The sequence below is a fragment of the Jeotgalicoccus sp. WY2 genome, from assembly GCF_018437745.1.
Taxonomy (GTDB): Bacteria; Bacillota; Bacilli; order Staphylococcales; family Salinicoccaceae; genus Jeotgalicoccus; species Jeotgalicoccus psychrophilus.
Genome location: NZ_CP049818.1, coordinates 1,060,728 through 1,083,069 on the forward strand (window position 1 = coordinate 1,060,728; position 22,342 = coordinate 1,083,069).

Sequence of the window (22,342 nt, forward strand, 5' to 3'; positions counted from 1 at the left end):
AAACCACCTAAATTCTATCGTCACCAAGTTTTCTTCTCATATTAAATAAATGTTCCTTCATTAGGTCAGCTGCAAGCTCCGGATTCTGATTTTTAATAGCTTCGTAAATAATCACATGCTCATCATAAACCCGTTCTCTTTTTCTAGGTTTACCGACATTTAATTTAAGAGAAAACTCAAGTGCATCACGGTGTACCGACTGCAGATTTTTAAAAGTCTGAATCAGATAGTCATTCTGAGTCGAAATAACCACTGATTTGTGAAAATCGTAGTCAGCTTCCATACCTATAATCTGCTGATTCGTAGTAATTTTTTTAAAATGATTTAATGCTTCTTCAATTTTTAAAAGATCGACTTCAGTTCTGCGTTCTGCTGCAAAGTATGCTGAGCGGACTTCTATTACTGTTCTCATTTCCAGTAAATCAAAGAGTTCTTTCTTATTAAAAGTTCCATAAGTAAATTGCTTAACTTGTTCTGAAACAGACGTATTTTTCACATACGTTCCTTTACCTTGACTGGATTCGACGTAACCAATCGAAATGAGTTTACTTAATGCTTCTCTGATTGGCACACGGCTCACCTTATAAAACTTAGCCAGCTCATTCTCAGAAGGAAGTTTATCATCTATCTTATAATCCCCTCTTTTTATTTGTTCGACAAGGTTGTCGAAAATTAAATCTGATAATTTCTCTTTCTTAATAGGCTCCATACTTCCTCCGTTAAACATATACTAGATATTTAGCAAAAATTTAGGGTTTTCACTAACCATTTTTTGATACTATCCTCAGGAACACCTTCTTCTACTAGCCTTTCAATGAATTGTTCTAAAGCATTAATAACAGGTATATTGTGAGCTTGCCCATAATCAGTTACCAATACACAGTGATTATCACCAATTTCTAAAATTGAATCAGCTAACTCTTTAACGGATAAGTTATTGAAATCTTGGCCACATGCTAGATAACATTTCTCTATATAGCACCCTCGTTGGGCCAAATAAACTTGTTCTTCTAAAGGGATGGCTGCTATGCCAAGGTCTGCATGTTGAATCAGTATTTTTTCTACACCTATTCTTCTAGCTTCCTCCACCAATAGAAGTACCTCAGAATGATTTAAATGACCAGTAGCTAGCACTGCATCATACTCAGCAATCAATGTTAGTATTTCCTTTACATTATCTTTCACTTTATTTTGAGAGTTAATTACTGTTAAACCCTCTGAAGAGTCATCTACATTCTTACTAGTTTTAAATATGTTTCCTTTAGTATTCTGAGAAAAATATTTTTTATGTTGTAAGGCTGATAAAGTTGGCATCCATACTATCTTAGCGCCCATTTTTAATGCCATATTGACCGAGTTATTATTTAAGCCTCCAGTAAATAAATTACAGACAATTCCTCCGAATATATTTAATTCAGGATATTTAATCTGAAGTAATTCTGCTCTGTCAAAAGTTGTACTCTCATGAGATTTCAAAACAATCCCATTCATTCCTGCTTCATTAACATCTTCTAATAACTCCCAATCATTTTGTCTTCTTTCAAAAATGCTTGGCGACGAATGAGCATGCATTTCTATAGCATCAGTTAGTAATGAATTCCACTTTTTCACGTCGATCCCACTTTCTAATTATGATCCAAAAGTTTGAATTATATTTAAAATACCGAGTATTATTGTAAATAATACAGCACAGCCACCTATAATATTAAGAGCTTTATTATTTCTTAATGTTCCACTAATATCTTTTCTATTAATCAAATAAATCACTAATACGGCAGTGATTGGTAGAAGCATTCCATTAATTGATTGTGCTAACACAATCGTCCAAACTGGGTTTGTTACTCCAACAGCAAAAAATACCGGAACCCAGGCTACAAAGCTAAATACTAGTCTAAATGGAGTGCTTTTCAAATCTGTAGACAGGCCCAAACTTTGTGTAAAAACATACGCTGCAGAAAGTGCAGCCATAGGCATTGAAGATACGGCTGCTGCAAAGAGTCCTATACTAAATAAAAAATATGCTATATTACCAAGGATAGGTTCTAAGGTCATAGCCATTTCATTAGCTCCTTGAATCTCTAATCCTGTTGATAAATGTAAAGGGTGTAAAACTGCTGCAGCTACTACACCAATAGCCATAGTTACCAAACCTCCAATAAAAATTGGAATGATAGTATCGAAGCGCATAAGTGTCACATTAGCTTTAGCATTTTTATGCCATCCTCGTTCTAATACAGCTGTAGAATGTAGATAAAAGTTATAAGGAACAACAGTTGTTCCTATTAAAGCAATTATTAAAGTTATATGATTTAATTCAAATGTAGGAACTACTAAACCTGTGATTATATTGGTATAATCTGGTCTCACATAAATCATATTTATCAAAAACACTAGCCCCATTAAAACAACAAGTATTGTAACAGTTTTTTCCAAAACATTATATTACCAATCATCAATAAAGTCCAGTATATTAGCGTAACTAAAATTATCCAGAAACTCGCTGGTACACCTTCAATTAACCCGCCCATGGCTATATTAACACCGGTCAAGTTACCGACTGAATATACTGAATTTCCGCCAACGATTGCTATGATTACCATGATACTTGCCCATAAACCTAATTTATCACGTACCGTTTTAGCCAAGGGTTCTCCTGTAGTCATAGCTAAACGCGCTGTCATTTCCTGTAGAATTATTGTAATAATTACTGCTGCCGTAACAGATGCCCATAATAACGTATAACCATGTTCTGTTCCTGCGACGATACTTGTGGTAATTGTTCCTGTTCCAACGAATGCGCCAGCAACTAGCATTCCTGGACCAATCTCTTTAATCATACTTAAAAATTTTCTCATTTACATACCCCTCTAATTAGTTAATCTTTAATATTTAACTGTATTTTTGATTTCCCATTAAGATCTATTAAACAATCTGAATATAATATTGACATTTCATTATTAATTACTGGTTCCCAATTCCCAGACCTTTTTATTAAAGGAACATCGTGTCCTGGATAAATTATATTTGCATTGTTTATTATAAAATCTATTGTACTCACTGCTAATTCTTTATTAATTGTATTGGTTAATCGACTTTTTTGAATTTCTCTTCGATTTTGATAGCATCACTAACTAAGTAAGTTTCACCTCTTTTTAAGCCCATTAAGTTCAAAGTATGCCGGGTAAGCTGACAACTTCAAAGCCATGGATCACATCCCCTTCTTCTATTTTCTTTGTATTTATATGATTTTTTAATTTTTCACAATGAAAATCAGGAATCATAAGATCTTCAACTGTTTCTTGAGCAATTAGCTCCCTTGAACTAATATAGATATTCGCATTTGGAAATAAAGTCCAATTTACGGCATGATCAAAATGTAAATGACTTATAAATACAGAGTTTATATCTTTGAGATTTAGATTTAACTCTTCTAATCGTCTTATTAATTCAAATCTTTCATTATAACCCCCTGTATCAAATAACATAAATTTTTCTTGATTCTGTTCTTCAACCTTTATGAGATATACGCTACTCCACCCTAAAAATCCTCTAGAAGACTTGGCAGGAAAGCCATGAAATAGTGGTATGATTTCAAATCCCAAATAATCCCCCCTTTTTAATTTGAATGCGCTTACACTTGTAATACAATATGACAATCTTACAATAGAGATTTAAATTTTACAATATTATTCTGATAATTCTTTTAACTTTATAGAAAGAAAAAACTCTCAGGGAATCCCTGAGAGTTTCAACTGTTTACATCTTATTTTCTTTTCCTGTAAGCAATTACACCAATAACAACAGCAATGATCCCCACTGCACCAATTGCTATTTTAATAATCGTATCCTGAAGTTCCTGTTTTCTTGCTTCTTCCGCAGCTTTTTCACGTTCTGCCGCTTCCTGCGCTTCTTGTTTTTCTTTTGCTATTCGTTCTTCTTCAGCTTTACGTTCTGCTTCTTCACGAGCTTCCTGTTCTTCACGCAGCCGCTGTTCTTCTGCTGCCTGCTGTGCTGCTTCATCGGCTTCCCATGTTTCCTGCAGATAGCTGTTTAAGTTATCCACTTCATCCTGTTTCGGACTATACACATCAGATATATAACTCTTTGCATTGGCCAGCGCTCTTGTCAGCGGCTGTCCCATCTCACGGTCCTGATAGGCCGCTTCAACTTCTGAAATTGTTGCTTCAAGTTCGGTCGTATCTGCATCCGGCACGCTGCCTGTCAGTGCCGAACGTGTATAGGATGTATAGATTTCTTCACCGCCCGCATTTTTTGCGACAACTTTAAAATCATAAGTTGTATCCGTATTTAATCCTTCGTTTCTGAAGCTGCTGCCTGCTGTCGTACCGACAGATTCACCGTTCCGGAACATTTCGTATTCCACGGCATCTTCATGCAGATCCCAGTACATTGTTACAGTGTTCCCTGTCACTTCTCCGGTCGATAAAATACGGTGGTTAAAGTCATCAAAGAACGCAAATGTTCTCGGTGCTTTCTCTGCCAGTTCCGCACGTGATTCCGCTGTGTAGTAATACATCGCGAATGTTTCACCGAAATATTCTTCAACGATATCGTAATAATCACGCTGTGAGTTGCTGTTCATCAGAGAATCCACCTCAGCAGCATGAATCGCTCTGAACTCTTCTGTTTCACTGACCTGCACGCCGACCGTAAATGCATCGACGACATGTCCGTATTCATGGAGTTCCAGGTTAATTGCCGAATGACCTTTACCGTACTCACTGTATCCGATACGTGCCATGGACACATGACCGCCTGCACCTGGAATGTCATCCCAGGAGTTTGTATGGCCTCTCGGCACCACTCCTTTTAAATGTGCAAATTCCGGCTGCTCTGTAATCGGTGTATCAGCGAGTATAAACACAGCACCATTGCTGCTGTCTGGTATAGAATGCTGTTTTCAACGTGATTCAGACGGCTGATCATCTGCTGGGCTTCCTGCCAGCTTTCATCCGATGATGCCCGCACATCCACCATATTCTGCAAATAAGGATTTATTGCTCCCTGTGCATGAATTCCCGGTGCCCACAACAATAGTATTCCCAGTATTAATAATGTAACTCTCTTAGCTGGCTTCATCATTATCACTCCGAACTTTTAGAACTCGTAATTTGTTTCCATATCCCATTCATGAATTTCATAATCTCTCGCACCCAGCGAAATGTAGGGATCCTGCTTTACGAGTGAGACCGCTGACTCTTCATCTTCAGCACGGTAAATAATAAGACCGCCTGCACCGTCGGTAAACCTGCCGTTCATCAGTACGGTACCAGCCTCTCTCTGACCTGCTAAAAAATCCAAATGTTCCGGTCTGTGTACACGCGATAATTCTTCATCTTTCATCGATAAAAACACTGCGAAATACTTCATCACTTCATCTCCTTAACAGTAATATACACTAAAAGAAAACAGACTGGAAACTCCAGCCTATTTTAACGACTCTATTCGCTCTGTTAAGAGTGTGATGATTTCTTCTTTACTCTGATCCGCAGGTTTATATTCAGTCAGATGCTCCCCGTTAATAAATACTGCCGGAACAATCTTCAGTCCGCGTTCATTAAAATCTTCGAGCACTGCCGCACCGCGTTCATACGCCGCAGTTTTTTCAGGTAGCCCCAATGTATCTTCACACATTTCGAGTGTTTTTCTGAAACTCTTCACCCAAGATTCCTGGGTCTGGAATAATTTCTTCATTGCGACAAAACCTTCTACTGGATCATCGTGGTCGACATAGTTATTAGCAACAGTTCCGCGGAGCAGCTGCTCCTTCGTCCGGTCTACATGCTTAACTACAAATTTCACGTGACCGCTGTCTGTATACGGTTTAATCACTTCAGATGCAATTTCAAAAAACTTCGCACTGTACGGACACCCAAGATTCACAAAAGCTTCCACTTCAATCGATGCGTTCTCGAGCCCCACCGTTAAGTATTCTATATCAGCAGTATATCTGTTCTTCACAAAAACTCCCCCAATTTTTATTTCGCTTAGTACTAAACATACCCAAATTCACTGCTGAGCAATCTCATTAATAAAAGAGAACAGACACTTTCCCGGGTGGAAAGTGCCTGTTAAGGGGTTATATATTTTAAAACAGCTAAGCAAATTTAATGTGTATTACTTGTTAAATTATGAATCGTTTCAGCGAGAAGCACTGTTCTCTCTGTAATTGAATCTATTTCCAGGTATTCTTTCTCGCTATGCATTTCTCCACCTACCGGCCCCAATCCATCTACGGTGGCTACACCTAAATGCGATGGGAAAGATGCATCAGAGCCGCCACCAGTATGTGTATGCGATACTTCGATATCCAGTGATTCACCAACATCTTGAATAATATTTAATAATTCCATATTTTCTTGATCTAACTCCATAGGTGGTCTTCTAATACCACCAGTCAATTCTATTTTAGTACCTTGAATATCGGGAGTTGCACAAATATCTTCTATTTGTTGCTCGATATACTCACTTTGTTCTACATTGCTTACCCTGACATCAACATGTAATGTAGCTTCATCAGGAACAACATTTGTTGCTTCTCCACCGTTAACTTTACCAACGTTAATCGATACACCTTCATCATGATTTGTTAATTCACTTAATCTTACAATCTTATGCCCCATTTCTTCGATGGCACTGTGTCCATCTTGAGGTGCAACACCTGAATGAGCTGATTTACCTGTTATTCTCAATTTATATGTACCACCGCCCCGCCTTGACGTTACAATAGAGCCGTCTTTTCTTGCCGGTTCCATGACGAGTGCATATTCAACTTTTACCGATAATTTTTCAATGACCTTCCTAGAAGTAGGAGAGCCAATTTCTTCATCACTATTTAATAGTATCATCACTTTTTCCAACGATTCAGGTGAGTTTTCCAATAAATACTTCATTGCATAAAGTAAAGTAACTTGACTCCCTTTCATATCTGCGACACCCGGACCATATGCCCGATTGTCTTTAATATAAAATGGTCTCTCGTCTGCTGTTCCTTCTTTAAAAACAGTGTCCATATGAGCAATGAGAAGTATTGAAGGCTTGTCCACTGTGTTATGCTGTAACATTAAATGGTTACCTACCTTCTCCTCTTGTATTATTTCACATGTAAACCCTATCTCTTCATACTCTGCTCTTAAGATAGAACCTACTTTATCCACACCTACTTTAAAATTAGATCCACTGTCAATATTCACTAACTTCTCTAGCAGTTTAATCATCTCTTGCTGTTTATCTTCTATATCACTCACATTAACATCCCCTTTTACTATGTATTTTGAACAGTGTCATTTTTTTCTAATAAATGTGTATTCAATGGGAAATGGCAGGCAGCAAAACGACCATTTGCTTTTTTCTCAAACTCTGGTTCTTCATTTCGGCAAATGTCTTTTGCAAATGGACACCGTGTATGGAAATTACACCCACTCGGCGGGTTTTCCGGACTCGGAATGTCACCTTCAATAATATGACGTTCTTTACTACGTTCTTCAGGATCTGGAATAGGTACTGCAGACAATAATCCTTCTGTATAAGGATGCAGAGCTCCTTCAAATAGTTTTTCTTTGGTTGTCAGTTCAACAATTTTACCAAGGTACATTACCGCTATTCGATCACTGATGTACTTTACAGCAGGCAAGCCATGCGCTATAAAAATGAACGTTAAATCAAGCTCTTTTTGTAATTTAACAAGTAAGTTTAAAATTTGAGATTGTATGGAAACATCTAAAGCTGAAACCGGTTCATCACATATGATTAATTTTGGATTCAATGCTATAGCTCTTGCAATCCCGATTCTTTGACGCTGTCCACCGCTGAATTCGTGTGGATAACGATTCATGTACGCTCTGTTTAAACCTACTAAATCCATCAGTTCTTCTACACGGGCTCTTAATTCTTTTTTATTTAGTTTTCTATGTGTACGTATTGGTTCAGCTATAAGTTCAAAGACTCTCATCCTTGGATTTAACGACGAAAAGGGATCCTGAAATATCATTTGAATTTCTGCCCGGCGCTTTCGAAGCTGGCTTCGAGAAAGATTCAATAAATTTTCTCCTTCAAAAATAATTTCTCCATCCGTCGGTTCAAGCAATTGACCAATCATATTTCCTGCCGTAGATTTACCACATCCTGATTCACCTACGATTCCCAGTACTTCTCCTTTATTAACATCAAAGTTTAATCCATCAACTGCATAGACATAACTTTTATCTTTGTTTAAGAAACCTTTAGTCACATCAAAATGCTTTTTCAAGTTATTAACAACAAGTAATTTTTCCTCCTGCATTATTAATTCCCCACCTTCTCTTTTAAAGCTTCATTTTCAATTTCATCCATTTCATGCAGCCAGCATTTCACAGTATGCCCATCTTCTGTAGAAATATTGTTAGGTTCATGAGCTAAACATTGTTTCATAGCAAATGGACACCGGTCGGCGAATCGACATCCCGTTGGATAATTTAATGGGTTCGGAACTGTCCCGGGTATTGAATGCAGTTTTTCATATAACTGGTTGATTTTAGGGGTACTGTCAATTAAGCCTTGTGTATACGGATGCTTAGGGTTTTTAAATAAAGTAAATACGTCTGCATATTCGACAACTTGTCCGGCATACATAACTACTACTTTATCTGCCATCTCTGCTACTACACCTAAGTCGTGTGTAATTAGTAAAATCGCAGTTCCCAAGTCTTCTACTATATCTCTCATCAATTTAATATCTGCGCTTGAATAGTAACATCAAGAGCAGTGGTTGGTTCATCAGCAATAAGTAACATCGGATTACAGGACAGAGCCATTGCGATCATAACCCTTTGCCTCATACCGCCACTTAATGAATGCGGAAAGGAATCAAGACTTATCTGCTCTAGGAATACCCACTTTGTCTAGCATCTCGATACAACGGGCTTTAGCATCCTTTTTACTTAATTTCAAATGAAGTCTTGTCGGTTCCATCATCTGATTTCCAATTGTAAATACTGGATTTAGTGAAGTTAAAGGTTCTTGGAAAATCATTGCGATATCATCACCTCGCAGATTCCTTAACTCTTTTTCACTCGCTTTAGTTAAATTTTCCATCAAATAATATTTCGCCATTAACAACTTTTCCAGCTTTGTCTAATAACTTCATAATAGATAACGCAGTTACACTTTTCCCTGAGCCTGATTCACCTACAACAGCAACGATTTCACCTTTATTTATAGAAAAAGAAACATCGTCAACGGAAGGTACTACACCTGCTTCAGTAAAAAAATGAGTTTTTAAATTATTGATCTCTAATAGTTTTTCACTCATGATTACTCACCCTTCGTTATTTTTGTGTACGTGGATCAAGCACATCTCTCAACCAATCACCTAAGAATATTATTCCAAGTACTGTAATCGTAATAGCAATACCAGGAAACGTCGCTAACCACCAGCTTGTTGCTAAGTAGTCTCTGCCGTCACTTAGTATTGATCCCCATGAAACAATTGGGGGCTGTACACCAAGTCCTAAGAAGCTAAGAGAGGCTTCCAGAATAATTGTTGTTGCAACACTTAATGTAGAAATAACAATAAATGATGAAATAACATTTGGGAGCAGGTGTCTTACGATAATTTTAAAATTATGACTCCAATTGAGTGAGCTGCTTTAACATAATCTCTTTCTTTAATGTAAGTACTTCACCTCGGACCAGTCTGGCGTAATTCACCCAATTTGTAACTCCTAGAACAATAATCAAAGTAAAAACACCTGAATCAAAAATTGCCAGAATTACCAAAGCAAAAGAATTCGTCGGAATGAATCGACCAGACGCATTAAAATATTATCTATAATTCCTCCAAAATATCCCGAAACTAAGCCAACAGTCACCCCTATAAAACCTGCGACTACAACGGACATTACACCAACTAAAATTGATATCTGCGAACCATAAAGTATACGGCTTAATATCGCGCCCAAGGTTATCTGTTCCCAGTATGTGTTCTGTAGACCCACTCTCCATCCAAAATGGAGGCTGCAGCATATTGGCAGGATTAATTGCCTGCGGTTCATAAGGCGCAAGAATCGGTGCAAATAATGCGATTAAACATGCAAGTACTACAATAATCAAACCTACCGTTCCAGTCTTACTGCGCCACAGCAATCTTCCCCATCTTTTCAAGGAGGACGGACGCTGCTCTTTATAGTCATCAGTTTTGATTTCATTCACTACTGTTTGTGCTTCATGACTCATATATGTGCCCTCCTTAGTTATATTTAATTCTCGGATCGAGGAATCTGTATAAAATATCTGCAATAAGATTCATTACTATTACTAATATGGCAATAATAAATACACTCGCTTGTACAATTGCCATATCTCTCGTATTTACTGCCTGAATAAGCAGCTGTCCGAGCCCCGGCCAAGCAAACACAGTTTCTGTTATAAGAGTACCGCCGACCAGTGTCGATGTTTGTAAAAATGTTATTGTCACCACAGGAATTAAACTATTTCTAAATGCGTGCTTGTAGACTACAATTCTGTCTCTCAAACCTTTGCTTCGTGCTGTCCGCACATAATCCTGAGATAGTGAATCCAGCATACTTGAACGAATCAGTCTCGTCATTTCAGCAGCAATACCGGTGGCAAGTGTAATAGCCGGCAGAATAACATGCATCGCTGTCCCCCGGCCAGATACCGGAAACATTCCCAGCGTTACTGAGAATAATAAAATCAGCATAATGCCTAGCCAAAAGTTCGGCATAGCCTTACCTACAACTGCCGCCCCCGTTGCAATTAAATCCAGGCTTGTGTTTTGCTTTGTAGCAGACCATATTCCAAGAGGAATCGCCACAACTGTAGCTATAACAATTGCAAAAATTGCCAGTTCCAGTGTTGCAGGCAAGCGGTCCAGGACAATATCCAAAGCCGGCTGATTGAATCTGTAAGAATCTCCAAAATCACCCTGCAGCATATTGCCTACATATGTAATGTACTGAACAATGAATGGTTCATTTAGTCCCATCGTTTCCATTAATTCTTCTCGTGCTTCCGGCGGTGCATCATCAGGCAGCATCAGCGAAACCGGATCTCCTGCCACAAAAACTAATGTAAATACTATGAATGAGATAATAAATAAAACCGGTATAATTTGAAGAATTCTTCTGACAAAGTAATTATTCATTCATACAGCCCTCCTTAAATATAAAACAGGGTATAGCAAGAAAAATTCTTCTATACCCTGGATGAAATCTTTTATTGTTCAGCTGTTACTCAGCTCGCGTAATCGACTCTACATAAATCATTTCATCAAGAGTCGGTGTGTAGTCAATGAAGTCACTGACACCAATATTAATTGACTCCTGGTGCAGTACAGGATGGGCGACATCTTCAGCCAGTATTTTCTGAGCTTCGATATACTGCTGTTCACGCTCTTCTAGATCCATATTCTGCTCTGCTTCTTCTACTAGTGTTTCAAATTCCTCATTCTGGTAATCAATTTGTCCTTCGAAACGTTCGTAATCATACCAGTCAAGTGCATTTGCCGCATCGAACATCGAGTTGCCAAGTGCGAGTAGAAATACATCTTTGTTCTCCCCCGCATTACGCATATCGACGAAACTGCTCCATTCCATAAACTCTACGTTTGCAGTCACACCAATTTGACTCCACATACCTGCAACCATTTCGGCAACCTCAGCATCTTGTAAATATCTGCCTCTTGGCGAATGCAATGTAATCTCCAAGCCGTCACCGTAACCCGCTTCTTCTAATAACTCACGTGCACGATCCAGATCGTAGTTATATGTGTCATACAGTTCTTCATCAAATCCGAAGTTACCCGGAGCAACACGCGTAATCGTTGGTACTGCTCTGCCTGCTAATAAGTTTTCAGAAATCGCATTATTATCGATTGCCAGATCTAATGCTTCCCTTACCTTTTTATCTGCTGTCGGCCATCCTTCAGTATGTCTTGTAAATAACATCATCGTTCTGTTAGATGTTTCATAAGACATATGTGTGCCTTCATTGCTATCAATTCTTTCCCATTCACTTGGCGGCATATTTACTGCTATGTCAACACCACCGGTCATTAATTCTGAAACCCTTGTAGAGTTTTCAGGGATAATTCTGAAAACAACTTCATCCCACTCTTCGTTTTGTCCCTCGAAATAATCTTCGTATGTTTCAAGTACGATACGGTCATCTTTAACCCATTCTACAAACTGGAAAGGACCTGTACCTACAGGTTCAGCCATAAAATGATCAAAACCGTTCTCTTCAATATATTCACTTGGTAAAATTGAAGAACCGAGTCGGGCGATACGGTTAAGTAAAGCGGGGTCCGGTGTTTTGGTATGAATCCGGAAATTAAGATCATCGATGACTTCAACTTCTTCTATAACTTCATAATTGATATGTTCAAGCGTCGTATCATCCTGTGCTGGTCTTTCCAATGAATATTTAACGTCGTTGGAATCCAATGCCTCACCATTGTGGAAAGTAATACCTTCTTTAAGTTTAAATTCCCAAGTCGTATCATCTACAGCTTCAAATGATTCTGCTAAATCCGATACATACTCTCCACTCTCAGGATCACGTTTAACAAGGTAGTTAAACATGTTTATATGAATTGCTTCCGTTGAAGTATTTACATGGTTATGTACATCAAATGACACCATATCAGTGCCGAGAGCGATTGTTAATACTTTCTCATCTCCTGCTGCCGTTTCTTCGCCAGCCGTTTCTTCTTCACTCTCACCATTAGCTTCGCCAGTGTCTTCATCTGAATTGCCGCCGCAGGCAGCCAAAACTAATACCAGTGTCATCAACATCAAAAAAAGTAAAACTTTTTAATTCATACACCCATCCCCTTTAATTTATTCAGTAGTAGAGATTAACCCAATTAAAATCCGTGAATCATTCACCTCTTTATTTTATTCATTTTTTATAAATTAACCTATATAATATGATATGTCAATAATAAGTCTGAAAGTTTAAAATTTTTAATCTTTAAAGCGGTTACAAAAATAATTCGTAGAGCTTTTATATGTAATTATAATTTAAATGTTAAATAATTCATTTGAAATTAATGTTGTTTATATATTATTTAAAAATTTAATATTAAACATTATTTTTATACATATTTAATGAGTTTTTATGTAATTATTAATATTATAAATACGAAAAAAACTCCCAAAAATATTTGAGAGTTTTTTTATTTATTTCTACTCATATTAGTTTTTCTCTATATAATCATAAGCAAACTGACTTAATATTGCTGCACCATAAGGAAGTGCATCTTCATCCACGTTAAATTTCGGATGGTGGTTTGGATATGCAGTATCTTCTCCGCCATTTGTCCCGAGCCTGAAAAATACGCCGGGCACTTCGCGAGCAAAGTAAGAAAAATCCTCGCCGCCCATACTCGGATTGACGTCGAGCAGCTGGCCTTTTCCGAGAATTTTATCGACTGTGGATCTTAATGTCGGAATCAGTGACGGTTCATTATACACCGATGGATAACCGTATGTGTACTCCATTTCATATGAAGCACCCATTCCGCTAGTTACACCATTTAAATATTCGTGCATCGTTTCTTTTACTTTCGAACGAAGTTCAGGATTTAATAAACGAACCGTCCCTTCCATTCTTACTTCAGGCGCGATGACATTTCTAGCAAATCCGCCTTCTATTTTGCCAATAGTTAGTACAATATTTTCAAGAGGATCGATATTTCTACTGACAATCTGTTGCAGAGATGCAATGACTGTCGATGATATTGCTATAGGATCGATAGATAAATGAGGATGGGCGGCGTGACCACCTTTTCCAATAATTTTAATATCAAAAGAATCTGTACATGCTGTTGCAAACCCTTCCGTAATAGAAGTTTCTCCGGTTTTAATCGTAGGATGTACATGTAATCCAGCAACAACATCTACATCTGGATTTTTCAAAGCGCCTTCCTGCACCATAACATCAGCTCCGCCGTACCCTTCTTCCGCCGGCTGAAACAAGAGCTTGATGTTACCGCGTTCCGGCGGATTTTCACTGATGATATGAGCAGCTCCGAGCAGTATCGCTGTGTGAGCATCATGACCACAGAGATGACCCACACCGTCCACGGTTGATTTATATTCCGTCTCGCCTTCTTCCTGAATCGGCAGAGCATCCATATCGGCACGCAGAGCCACCGTCGGCCCTTCCGTTTTTCCTTTTAACGTCGCAACCAATCCTGTTTTCGCTACCGGGTACTCAATTTCAAAATTGAGTTTCTCCAGTTTTTCTTTTACAAATTCCGCTGTTTTGTATTCTTCAAATGATAATTCCGGGTGCTTATGCAAATGTCTGCGCCATTCGATGATTTTATCTTTTAATTCTTCTGCGTAAGGTAAACTAGTGTGATTACTCAAATACTGCATCCCCTTTAATATTAATTTGATTTAAACCTACCTTAGGCGAATAATCATGTCAATCAATAGTCTGAATAATCTATTAAAAAGAGTAGTTAGATTTACGCCTATACACCAATTCCAAGAACGAAGAGCCAGACTGGCAGAGCTATCAGGCTTAACAGCGTGGTGATAAAAGCCCCAAGGGAGACGGTGTCCGGTTTCGTATTATATGCCGCAGCAATCATTGTTGCATTCGCTGCGACCGGCATCGCGTTCAGAATGATAAAAACCAGTTTAAAAATGTTGTCAATCGGCATGAATAAAGTCAGTACCATTGCAATGACGGGCGACACAACCATACGCATTGTCACAAGCCCTGTAACTTCAGTGATTCTACTGTGACCCATTTTCATTTCAGCGAGCTGCATACCTAAAATCAGCATAACGATTGGAATGGATGCCGCGCCAATCATTTCAATAATTTCCATAAAAGCTGCCGGGATTTCAAAGTTTATCAGCTGAAATACAATTGCAAGCACGACCGCATATATTACCGGTACGCGCATAACGCTTCTCAGACCTTCACGTACAGTAATCGCTGCACCGTTGCCGTATGATGCTATAAAGATTCCGACCGTGCTGATAATAAATGTATGAATAACTGTCAGCATAATTGCATAATCAAATGCCGCGGCATTTATCGCAAACAGGACGACCGGTGCACCGTAGTTTCCGCTGTTTGGAAACAGCACGCCAAGCAGCATCGCACCGATTTCCGCTCTGCCGTATTTTAGAAATCTCGCAATCACTATAGTAATTGCTGTTAAAATCAGCATTAAAATTACCGAGAACAGCAGCGCATATAAAAATTCCCCGTCCAGCGGATTCGTATAAAATGTCGTAAAGGCCAGTGCGGGAAATAATATGTAAAGCGAGACGGATGACACAGATTTAATGTCCATTTTCAAAAGTTTTTGTGCGGTAAAGCCAATCACAAAAACCAGGAATACAGGCACGACAATCATTAATAATGACAGCATTGGCATTCCCCTTCTATATACTATGTTTTTTTTATTCTATCATCACTGTCAAAATCAGCTGAAATTATAATAGAAATAATTTTATATTTTTTATAATTAATATAATAAAATTTCAGTTTAAATTTTCACAATGCATTACAGAATATGCGTAAAACCACATTTCTTATGTGTGAAATCCCAAGAGCAAAATGAAATAGATTCCCTATTATGTTATAGTTATAAAGTATAAATTTGCTCAACTTTATAAAGTAAAGGAGACGACTATGTTAAGTATAAAGAATTTAACTAAGATTTACGGCGGCAATAAAAAAGCCGTTAACGACATTTCCCTCGATATCGAGGAAGGTGAATTTATCGCATTTATCGGCACGAGCGGCAGCGGTAAGACGACTGCACTCCGTATGATTAACCGTATGATTGAACCGACTTCAGGCACAATTACGATAAACGGTGAAGATATCACGAAGAAAAACCCGGTGGAACTCCGCCGAAAAATCGGCTATGTGATTCAGCAGATTGGTCTGTTGCCGCATATGACGATTAAAGAGAATATCACTTTAGTCCCGCGACTTTTAAAATGGTCCGACGAAGATAAAGATAAAAAAGCAAAAGAATTAATTAAGCTCGTCGATCTGCCGGAAGAATTTTTAGACCGCTATCCTTCTGAACTTTCAGGCGGACAGCAGCAGCGTATCGGTGTTGTCAGAGCACTCGCAGCCGAACAGGACATTATACTTATGGACGAACCTTTCGGGGCACTCGATCCAATTACACGCGATACATTACAGGACCTGGTTAAAGAACTTCAGCAGAAACTGGGCAAAACATTTATTTTTGTTACTCACGATATGGATGAAGCGATAAAACTCGCAGACAGAATTTGTATTATGAGCCACGGCGACATTATTCAGTTTGACACACCTGACGAAATTCTGCGCAATCCGGCAAATGACTTCGTCCGCGATTTTATCGGTGAAGGCCGCCTGATTCAAGACAGACCGAATATGCGTACTGTTGCAGATGCAATGATTACGCCCGTCAGCATTACTATCGACAAGTCTATTAACGATTGTATTGCACTGATGCGCGAAAAACGCATCGATACAATTCTTATTACCGACAGTCAAAAAGCTGCTCGGCTTTATCGATATTGAAGACATTAACGATGGCTACCGTAAAGGTATGGATATCGTTGACTTAATGGGCCGCGATATTTACAAAATCGGCATCGATTCAAAACTCCAGGATTCTGTCCGCACGATTTTAAAACGTAACGTCAGAAACATTCCTGTAGTCGATGATAATAATACATTAATCGGCTTAATCACGCGCTCTAACTTAGTAGATATCGTGTACGACACAATCTGGGGCGAGGAGACGGCTGCTCCGGTTACGTCAGGAGCTGATGAAGTATGATGGAATTTTTAAGTGTAAACGGCTCAGAACTGCTCGTTAAAACCTGGGAACACTTTTACCTTCAAATTTCATTAATTATTGGTGTTCTGATGCTGTGCCTTAGGCATGTCGATTGCAATACTAAAAAATTAAGTAACTAGTCCTAAACTGCAGGCGTGCTGCAGACTGTACCGACCCTCGCAGTGCTCGCGCTGAGGATTCCGCTTTGGAGTCGGACGCGTACCGGCGATTATCGCGCTTAGCGCCTATCCTCCTGCAATTTTAAATAATACGATTATCGGTGTTAAAAACATTGATCCAAACGTCAGAGAAGCAGCGAAAAGTATGGGCATGACACGTATGCAGCTAATATGGAATGTCGAACTGCCGATCGCCATACCGTTAATTTTAAGCGGTATCAGATTATCATCGGTCTATGTCATTTCATGGGCAACACTGGCCAGCTACATCGGTGCCGGCGGTCTTGGAGACTTTGTCTTCAATGGTCTGAACTCGTACCAGCTGAACTGATTATCAGTGCTGCCGTTATGGTTACCCTGCTCGCACTCATTGCAGATTTTATTTTATCGCTGACAGAAAAATGGGCGACGCCAAAAGGTTTAAAAGTATCCCGATAGGAGGAGTATCATGAGACAAATGAAAAATTATTAGCCGTCGTACTGGTATCTCTGACTGTCTTATCCGGGTGCAGCCTGCCCGGTCTCAGCAGCAGTTCCAGTGATGGTATTGCAATCACATCAATGACAACAACAGAATCACAGATTGTCTCTCACATGTCTCGCTTAATGATTGAACATTACAGCGACGGAGAAATCGAACCGACGATGATTAACAACCTCGGTTCATCAACAATTCAGCACAATGCACTGCTCTCAGGAGATGCACAGGTATCCGGTGTACGCTATACCGGCACTGAGCTTACCGGCGTGTTAGACAAAGACCCCGAAAGCGATCCTGATATTGCACTGGAACAGACACAGAAAGCTTTTGATGAAGATTTCGATATGAAATTTTACGACTCTTACGGTTTCGATAACACGTATGCCTTTATGGTAACGCGTGAAACTGCTGAAGAATACGATCTTGAAACGACATCAGATTTAGCCGACTACACGGATGAATTCGCAGTCGGCGTTGATACTTCATGGTTCAATCGCCCAGGTGACGGTTATCCTGTCCAGGAAGCATACGGCTTCGAGTTCGACAATATCCGTGCGATGCAGATCAGTCTTGTATATGAAGCATTAAACACTGGCAGTCTGGACCTTGCACTCGGCTATACGACTGACGGCCGTATCCCCGCATATGATTTAGTTGTCCTGGAAGATGATTTACAGTTCTTCCCGCCGTATGATGCGTCACCATTTGCGACACATGAAATAATTGAAGAATATCCGGAAATTGACGATGCGCTATCTCGTCTGGTCGGCACAGTTTCAACAGAGACAATGCAGAATTTAAACTACCGTTCCGATGAAGAAGGCATTGAGCCTGCGCTCGTTGCGGAAGAATTTTTAGAAGAACACAACTACTTTGAAGAGGAAGGTGAATAATATGACAGGTAATATATTAACAGATTTATATAATTATTTCGTCAACAACTTCGCCTACCTGCTGAGCCTGTTTACAGACCACCTGCTGATGAGTATTTACGGCGTGCTTTTTGCAGCAATCGTCGGTATTCCGATTGGGATTTTTATCGCGCGTTATGCGAAACTCTCAGGTGTTGTGATTACACTTGCGAATATTATCCAGACGATTCCCGCCCTCGCGATGCTGTCGATTTTAATGCTCGTTATGGGACTTGGTACAAATACGGTTATTCTGACGGTATTTCTGTACGCACTCCTGCCGATTATTAAAAATACTTACTCAGGTATTACAGGTGTCGATAAAAATATTACCGACGCCGGGAAAAGTATGGGCATGACGCGCAACCAGGTACTGCGCATGATCGAGCTGCCGCTTGCACTGTCAGTTATTATCGGCGGGCTGCGCATTGCGCTCGTCGTTGCGATCGGTATTGTTGCCATCGGTTCATTCATCGGTGCGCCGACGCTGTCGGATTTAATTATCCGCGGTACGAATGCAACTGACGGCACGGTATATATTTTGGCCGGTGCAATTCCAATCGCATTAATCGCGATTATGATCGACTTTGCGCTCCGCTTTCTGGAACGCAAACTCGATCCGACTTATAACCCGGACGATAAAACACCGAAAGCCCAAACGGTTAACGATTAACATCTTTTCAGTCCTGCCGTTTTGGCGGGGCTGTTTTTTATTAACTTATAAAAGGAGATTATCAGATGGCTTTAATGCGAATTAATTTTTTCTCGGAAGCACTCGGTAAACATCATCACTTTAATTTAATACTGCCGGAGCAGCAAGAACATTATGATATTAGTGAGGTACCTTCCCACTTGCCGTCAGTGATGATACTTCACGGTTTATCGAGCGATAACAATTCATATTTACGGTTTACGAATGTTGAACGCTACGCAAATGAACACAATATCGCAGTCATTTTACCGGATGGCGACCACAGTTTCTATGCTAATATGCTGTACGGTCACAGCTATGCCGATCATATTATGGAAGTGTGGCGCTACGCCCACCAGGTATTCCCCTTGTCAAAAGAGCGGAAAGATAACTTTTTAGCCGGTCATTCCATGGGCGGTTTCGGAGTTATTAAAACAGCATTTGAGCAAGCTGAGCTCTTCGGGAAAGCATGCTTTATGTCCAGTGCAACTGACATCGAACGGCTGTTAAATTACGACTGGCCGGACTTTAAAATGCGCGGCATTATCGGGGACGTCACGACCACTGCAGGGACACCGCTTGATATTAAGCAGATTGTTGAGAGTGGAATTGATGCAGCTGGAATTAAGGAACTTCCTGAGTTATACATGATGTGCGGGACTGAAGATTTCATATATGAAGATAACGTGGAGTTCAAATCATTTCTTGACTCTAAAGGTATTTCATTTAAATACGAGGAAGGTCCCGGGGAACACGACTACGCATACTGGGATCAAGGTATCCTGAAAGCGATACAGTGGATGACGAAAAATGAGCAAGGCTGAAATCAGCCTTGCTCATTTTTTTTATTATACGTTGGGTCCGTAGAGTCGTTTTGAGTCATCTATCTGTTCTCCGGCAAGCAGTTTATCGAGTGTTGATTTCCAGCTTGGCGGCGTATATTCAGAATCCCGCAGATTCTCCATCAGACCAATATTTCCACGATTATGGTACAGAACTTCGTTCATCCGGGCAATCGTCCATTCCGGACATGGTCGTTCGATCAATTTAAATGTATCGCCGGCTTGGATATTACCTTCTTTAAGCACACGGAAATACCAGCCGGTACGGCCTGTATCTTCAATTTTCTTCGCTAAATCGATATCCTGATGACGGCGTGCCGGTTTCCAGCACGGCCGGCGCGGCTGCGATACTTGAATTACTGCTTCACCAAGTTCGTATATATCACCGATATGCACAGTGGTTTCATCCATATGCATGACCGCAATATTTTCACCGTTGCCGCCGGCTGTAATTGCCGGATTCCCGAGCTCACGCTGCCACTTATCGTAATGCGCAAGGCTGTACGCAAATAATGCTTTTTCAGCGCCGCCGTGATTTTTCTTATCCGCACACTCGTCGCCCTTCAGCCCTTCTTCCGATAAAAATACGGGCTCATCAGTCTGACTTTTAAACGCACCGGTCTCCCACTGCTGATCCATTTTGCTCTTCGCTTCAGGATTGCCGACAGTTTTCACTTTGCCTTTGTAAAGTGTATGAATTTTTCCGTAGATCGACATCAAACATCATTCCTTTTCAAATCGATTTGTCAGACGGCCGAGCGATTCTATTTCTACCGTGACTGTATCGCCGGCTTTAATCCATGGTTTGTCAGCCGTTTTATAACCTGAAGCTACACCTTCCGGTGTCCCTGTTAAAATAATATCTCCGGGTTTCAATGTCATATATTTTGAAATATGACTGACGAGTCCTCTGCTCTTAAACACCATGTCATTAGTGTTTGAATCCTGGCGCAACTCGTCATTAACATACGTTTTAATACGCAGCTTATGCGGTTCACCGATTTCACCTAACGTCGCGATATACGGTCCGACCGGGCAGAATCCGTCATATGTTTTACCGGCCAGCCACTGGCTCGTCGAAAATTGCGAGCTTCTTTCAGATACATCATTCGCATTAGCATAGCCGAATATGTAATCCATCGCATCTTCACGGTTTATATTGCGGCCTTCTTTACCGATAATAATCGCAAGCTCGCCCTCGTAATCAATCATATATTTATCCTGCGGTATTTTTATCGTACTGTTATGCGCAGCCAGCGTATTATTAAACTTTGAAAAAATAATTGGCATTTCCGGAATTTCTATTTTCATTTCTTCCGCATGGCGCTTATAATTCACTCCGATACAAATAATCTTTTCCGGATTCGGCACTACCGGTCCAAGCTCGAGTTCGTCGATACGCTTCAGTTCGATATACTCCGCTTCCAGATAAAATTCAATCAAAGCCTCTGCCTTTTCTTTGTTCGCCATGACATCCTGCAGCGTTTCAAAATCTTCGGAAATATCCAGCACACCTTTAGATGTCAGCACACCAAGATGATATTTTCCGGTTGTTTCATCTACAAAAGTCAGTAATTTCATGTCAATTTTGCCCCATTTCTGATTGCCTTATCTATCTATCATACCCTTTTAACCAAAAACGATAAACTCCTTTGAAATATTATTGAGGCAGAATGATATAATTACCTTAAGTTATCTTTAGGAGGAAATTTCATGAGCGCTTATGTAGCAGAAAAAGAAATACAGATATTGTATGCAGATACCGACATGATGGGAGTGATCTACCACGGCAGCTATAAATGGCTGGAACTTGGACGCATGCAGCTTATTGAAGATATCGGTTATGATTATTTGAAAATGGAACGCGAAGGATACCTAGCACCTGTCCATAACGTCAACATTACCTATGCAAAATCACTCAAGTATGGTGATCGCGCATTCGTTCGTACATGGATCGAAGAAAACACCGGTGTACGTACAATTTACGGGTTCGAAATCGTCAATGGTGACGGCGAAGTCTGTACGCACGGCACAACAACACTAATTGTCGTTAAAAAAGTAGACGGCGAATTCCAGCCCGTCATTTTCAAGCGCGTTTTTCCGGAATGGCACGCCAAATACGAAGAAATCAAAGTTAAAAAATAATATTTATTTGGGAACGCGCCTGGCGGCGCGTTTTTTTGTTTGGATTAGGTCGGATGTTTATCATAATCGTGCTCGGTGGCGCGCAATCCTTTGTTCTGTGCCACCGTAGTTTCTCGGTGGCGCGCAATCCCTTGTTCTGTGCCACCGTCGTTTTTCGGTGGCGCGCAATCCCTTGTTCTGTGCCACCGTCGTTTTTCGGTGGCGCGCAATCCCCTGTTCTGTGTCACCGTCGTTTTTCGGTGGCGCGCAATCTAAATTT

The 22,342-nt window shown here is 40.0% G+C and carries 19 protein-coding genes and 5 pseudogenes; 6 read left to right on the forward strand and 18 right to left on the reverse strand.

The window, feature by feature from the left end; all coding sequences use genetic code 11:
* Nucleotides 1–7: 7 nt before the first annotated feature.
* The 16 genes and pseudogenes from G4D76_RS06270 to G4D76_RS06350 all read right to left on the reverse strand — a co-directional run bounded on the left by G4D76_RS06270 (nucleotide 8) and on the right by G4D76_RS06350 (nucleotide 15,418).
* Nucleotides 8–709: a FadR/GntR family transcriptional regulator gene (locus G4D76_RS06270; protein WP_213810839.1), complete on the reverse strand. Its 702-nt coding sequence runs from the start codon at nucleotides 707–709 to the stop codon at nucleotides 8–10.
* 29 nt (nucleotides 710–738) lie between these two features.
* Nucleotides 739–1,611: a DUF6282 family protein gene (locus G4D76_RS06275; protein WP_250130238.1), complete on the reverse strand. Its 873-nt coding sequence runs from the start codon at nucleotides 1,609–1,611 to the stop codon at nucleotides 739–741.
* Between the two features lie 18 nt (nucleotides 1,612–1,629).
* Nucleotides 1,630–2,855, reverse strand: a pseudogene (locus G4D76_RS16750) (Nramp family divalent metal transporter).
* A gap of 312 nt (nucleotides 2,856–3,167) precedes the next feature.
* A complete protein-coding gene (locus G4D76_RS06290; RefSeq protein WP_213810842.1) occupies nucleotides 3,168–3,602 on the reverse strand; it encodes an MBL fold metallo-hydrolase in 435 nt (144 codons plus the stop codon).
* A gap of 161 nt (nucleotides 3,603–3,763) precedes the next feature.
* Nucleotides 3,764–4,885 carry an anthrax toxin lethal factor-related metalloendopeptidase gene (locus tag G4D76_RS06295; protein ID WP_213810843.1) on the reverse strand — a complete coding sequence of 374 codons (1,122 nt, stop codon included), beginning with the start codon at nucleotides 4,883–4,885 and terminating at the stop codon, nucleotides 3,764–3,766.
* The gene (locus G4D76_RS06300) at nucleotides 4,831–5,103 is read right to left on the reverse strand and encodes a hypothetical protein (RefSeq protein WP_213810844.1); all 273 of its coding nucleotides are present in this window, start codon (nucleotides 5,101–5,103) and stop codon (nucleotides 4,831–4,833) included. The genes G4D76_RS06295 and G4D76_RS06300 overlap by 55 nt, the downstream gene beginning before the upstream one ends.
* 15 nt (nucleotides 5,104–5,118) lie before the next feature.
* On the reverse strand, nucleotides 5,119–5,391 hold the full coding sequence (locus tag G4D76_RS06305; RefSeq protein ID WP_213810845.1) for a YciI family protein: 273 nt from the start codon (nucleotides 5,389–5,391) through the stop codon (nucleotides 5,119–5,121).
* A 57-nt stretch (nucleotides 5,392–5,448) separates the two neighbouring features.
* Nucleotides 5,449–5,982 carry a thioredoxin domain-containing protein gene (locus G4D76_RS06310; RefSeq protein WP_213810846.1) on the reverse strand — a complete coding sequence of 178 codons (534 nt, stop codon included), beginning with the start codon at nucleotides 5,980–5,982 and terminating at the stop codon, nucleotides 5,449–5,451.
* Between the two features lie 146 nt (nucleotides 5,983–6,128).
* A complete protein-coding gene (locus G4D76_RS06315) occupies nucleotides 6,129–7,268 on the reverse strand; it encodes a M20 family metallopeptidase (RefSeq protein WP_250130239.1) in 1,140 nt (379 codons plus the stop codon).
* A gap of 17 nt (nucleotides 7,269–7,285) precedes the next feature.
* Entirely contained in the window at nucleotides 7,286–8,302 is a 1,017-nt protein-coding gene (locus tag G4D76_RS06320; protein ID WP_213810847.1) for an ABC transporter ATP-binding protein, read from the reverse strand.
* Between the two features lie 2 nt (nucleotides 8,303–8,304).
* Nucleotides 8,305–9,310, reverse strand: a pseudogene (locus tag G4D76_RS06325) (ABC transporter ATP-binding protein).
* Nucleotides 9,311–9,326: 16 nt separating this feature from the next.
* A pseudogene (locus tag G4D76_RS06330) lies at nucleotides 9,327–10,233 on the reverse strand (ABC transporter permease).
* 13 nt (nucleotides 10,234–10,246) lie between these two features.
* A complete protein-coding gene (locus G4D76_RS06335) occupies nucleotides 10,247–11,164 on the reverse strand; it encodes an ABC transporter permease (RefSeq protein ID WP_213810848.1) in 918 nt (305 codons plus the stop codon).
* An 85-nt stretch (nucleotides 11,165–11,249) separates the two neighbouring features.
* Nucleotides 11,250–12,809 carry an ABC transporter substrate-binding protein gene (locus G4D76_RS06340; protein WP_250130240.1) on the reverse strand — a complete coding sequence of 520 codons (1,560 nt, stop codon included), beginning with the start codon at nucleotides 12,807–12,809 and terminating at the stop codon, nucleotides 11,250–11,252.
* Nucleotides 12,810–13,217: 408 nt separating this feature from the next.
* Nucleotides 13,218–14,396 carry a M20 metallopeptidase family protein gene (locus G4D76_RS06345; protein ID WP_250130241.1) on the reverse strand — a complete coding sequence of 393 codons (1,179 nt, stop codon included), beginning with the start codon at nucleotides 14,394–14,396 and terminating at the stop codon, nucleotides 13,218–13,220.
* Nucleotides 14,397–14,503: 107 nt separating this feature from the next.
* The gene (locus G4D76_RS06350) at nucleotides 14,504–15,418 is read right to left on the reverse strand and encodes an AEC family transporter (RefSeq protein ID WP_250130242.1); all 915 of its coding nucleotides are present in this window, start codon (nucleotides 15,416–15,418) and stop codon (nucleotides 14,504–14,506) included.
* Nucleotides 15,419–15,681: 263 nt separating this feature from the next.
* Here G4D76_RS06350 and G4D76_RS06355 point away from each other — a divergent pair.
* The 5 genes and pseudogenes from G4D76_RS06355 (at nucleotide 15,682) to G4D76_RS06375 (ending at nucleotide 19,920) form a co-directional block, all read left to right on the forward strand.
* Nucleotides 15,682–16,834: pseudogene (locus G4D76_RS06355) on the forward strand (betaine/proline/choline family ABC transporter ATP-binding protein).
* Nucleotides 16,831–17,451: pseudogene (locus G4D76_RS06360) on the forward strand (ABC transporter permease). The pseudogenes G4D76_RS06355 and G4D76_RS06360 overlap by 4 nt, the downstream one beginning before the upstream one ends.
* Nucleotides 17,452–17,574: 123 nt before the next feature.
* Nucleotides 17,575–18,387 (forward strand): osmoprotectant ABC transporter substrate-binding protein, encoded by an 813-nt coding sequence (locus tag G4D76_RS06365; protein ID WP_250130243.1) that lies wholly within the window; start codon nucleotides 17,575–17,577, stop codon nucleotides 18,385–18,387.
* Nucleotide 18,388: 1 nt separating this feature from the next.
* The gene (locus G4D76_RS06370; RefSeq protein ID WP_213810850.1) at nucleotides 18,389–19,078 is read left to right on the forward strand and encodes an ABC transporter permease; all 690 of its coding nucleotides are present in this window, start codon (nucleotides 18,389–18,391) and stop codon (nucleotides 19,076–19,078) included.
* A gap of 65 nt (nucleotides 19,079–19,143) precedes the next feature.
* Complete coding sequence (locus G4D76_RS06375; protein ID WP_213810851.1) at nucleotides 19,144–19,920, forward strand: alpha/beta hydrolase; 777 nt, start codon at nucleotides 19,144–19,146, stop codon at nucleotides 19,918–19,920.
* 24 nt (nucleotides 19,921–19,944) lie between these two features.
* Here the strand turns inward: G4D76_RS06375 and G4D76_RS06380 are convergent, their stop codons facing one another.
* Together G4D76_RS06380 and G4D76_RS06385 are read right to left on the reverse strand one after the other, a co-directional pair.
* A complete protein-coding gene (locus G4D76_RS06380) occupies nucleotides 19,945–20,655 on the reverse strand; it encodes an MOSC domain-containing protein (protein ID WP_213810852.1) in 711 nt (236 codons plus the stop codon).
* A gap of 6 nt (nucleotides 20,656–20,661) precedes the next feature.
* A complete protein-coding gene (locus tag G4D76_RS06385; RefSeq protein ID WP_213810853.1) occupies nucleotides 20,662–21,519 on the reverse strand; it encodes a fumarylacetoacetate hydrolase family protein in 858 nt (285 codons plus the stop codon).
* A 132-nt stretch (nucleotides 21,520–21,651) separates the two neighbouring features.
* On the opposite strand from G4D76_RS06385, the gene G4D76_RS06390 reads away from it, so the two are divergent.
* A complete protein-coding gene (locus G4D76_RS06390; RefSeq protein ID WP_213810854.1) occupies nucleotides 21,652–22,083 on the forward strand; it encodes an acyl-CoA thioesterase in 432 nt (143 codons plus the stop codon).
* Nucleotides 22,084–22,342: the final 259 nt, after the last annotated feature.

Excerpts from the sequence above, each read along its gene's own strand:
- G4D76_RS06270 (WP_213810839.1), bottom strand. The coding sequence starts at position 709 with ATGGAGCCTATTAAGAAAGAGAAATTATCAGATTTAATTTTCGACAAC.
- G4D76_RS06300 (WP_213810844.1), bottom strand. The coding sequence starts at position 5,103 with ATGATGAAGCCAGCTAAGAGAGTTACATTATTAATACTGGGAATACTA.
- G4D76_RS06305 (WP_213810845.1), bottom strand. The coding sequence starts at position 5,391 with ATGAAGTATTTCGCAGTGTTTTTATCGATGAAAGATGAAGAATTATCG.
- G4D76_RS06320 (WP_213810847.1), bottom strand. The coding sequence starts at position 8,302 with ATGCAGGAGGAAAAATTACTTGTTGTTAATAACTTGAAAAAGCATTTT.
- G4D76_RS06335 (WP_213810848.1), bottom strand. The coding sequence starts at position 11,164 with ATGAATAATTACTTTGTCAGAAGAATTCTTCAAATTATACCGGTTTTA.
- G4D76_RS06340 (WP_250130240.1), bottom strand. The coding sequence starts at position 12,809 with ATGACACTGGTATTAGTTTTGGCTGCCTGCGGCGGCAATTCAGATGAA.
- G4D76_RS06350 (WP_250130242.1), bottom strand. The coding sequence starts at position 15,418 with ATGCTGTCATTATTAATGATTGTCGTGCCTGTATTCCTGGTTTTTGTG.
- G4D76_RS06365 (WP_250130243.1), top strand. The coding sequence starts at position 17,575 with ATGACAACAACAGAATCACAGATTGTCTCTCACATGTCTCGCTTAATG.
- G4D76_RS06370 (WP_213810850.1), top strand. The coding sequence starts at position 18,389 with ATGACAGGTAATATATTAACAGATTTATATAATTATTTCGTCAACAAC.
- G4D76_RS06375 (WP_213810851.1), top strand. The coding sequence starts at position 19,144 with ATGGCTTTAATGCGAATTAATTTTTTCTCGGAAGCACTCGGTAAACAT.
- G4D76_RS06380 (WP_213810852.1), bottom strand. The coding sequence starts at position 20,655 with ATGTCGATCTACGGAAAAATTCATACACTTTACAAAGGCAAAGTGAAA.
- G4D76_RS06385 (WP_213810853.1), bottom strand. The coding sequence starts at position 21,519 with ATGAAATTACTGACTTTTGTAGATGAAACAACCGGAAAATATCATCTT.
- G4D76_RS06390 (WP_213810854.1), top strand. The coding sequence starts at position 21,652 with ATGAGCGCTTATGTAGCAGAAAAAGAAATACAGATATTGTATGCAGAT.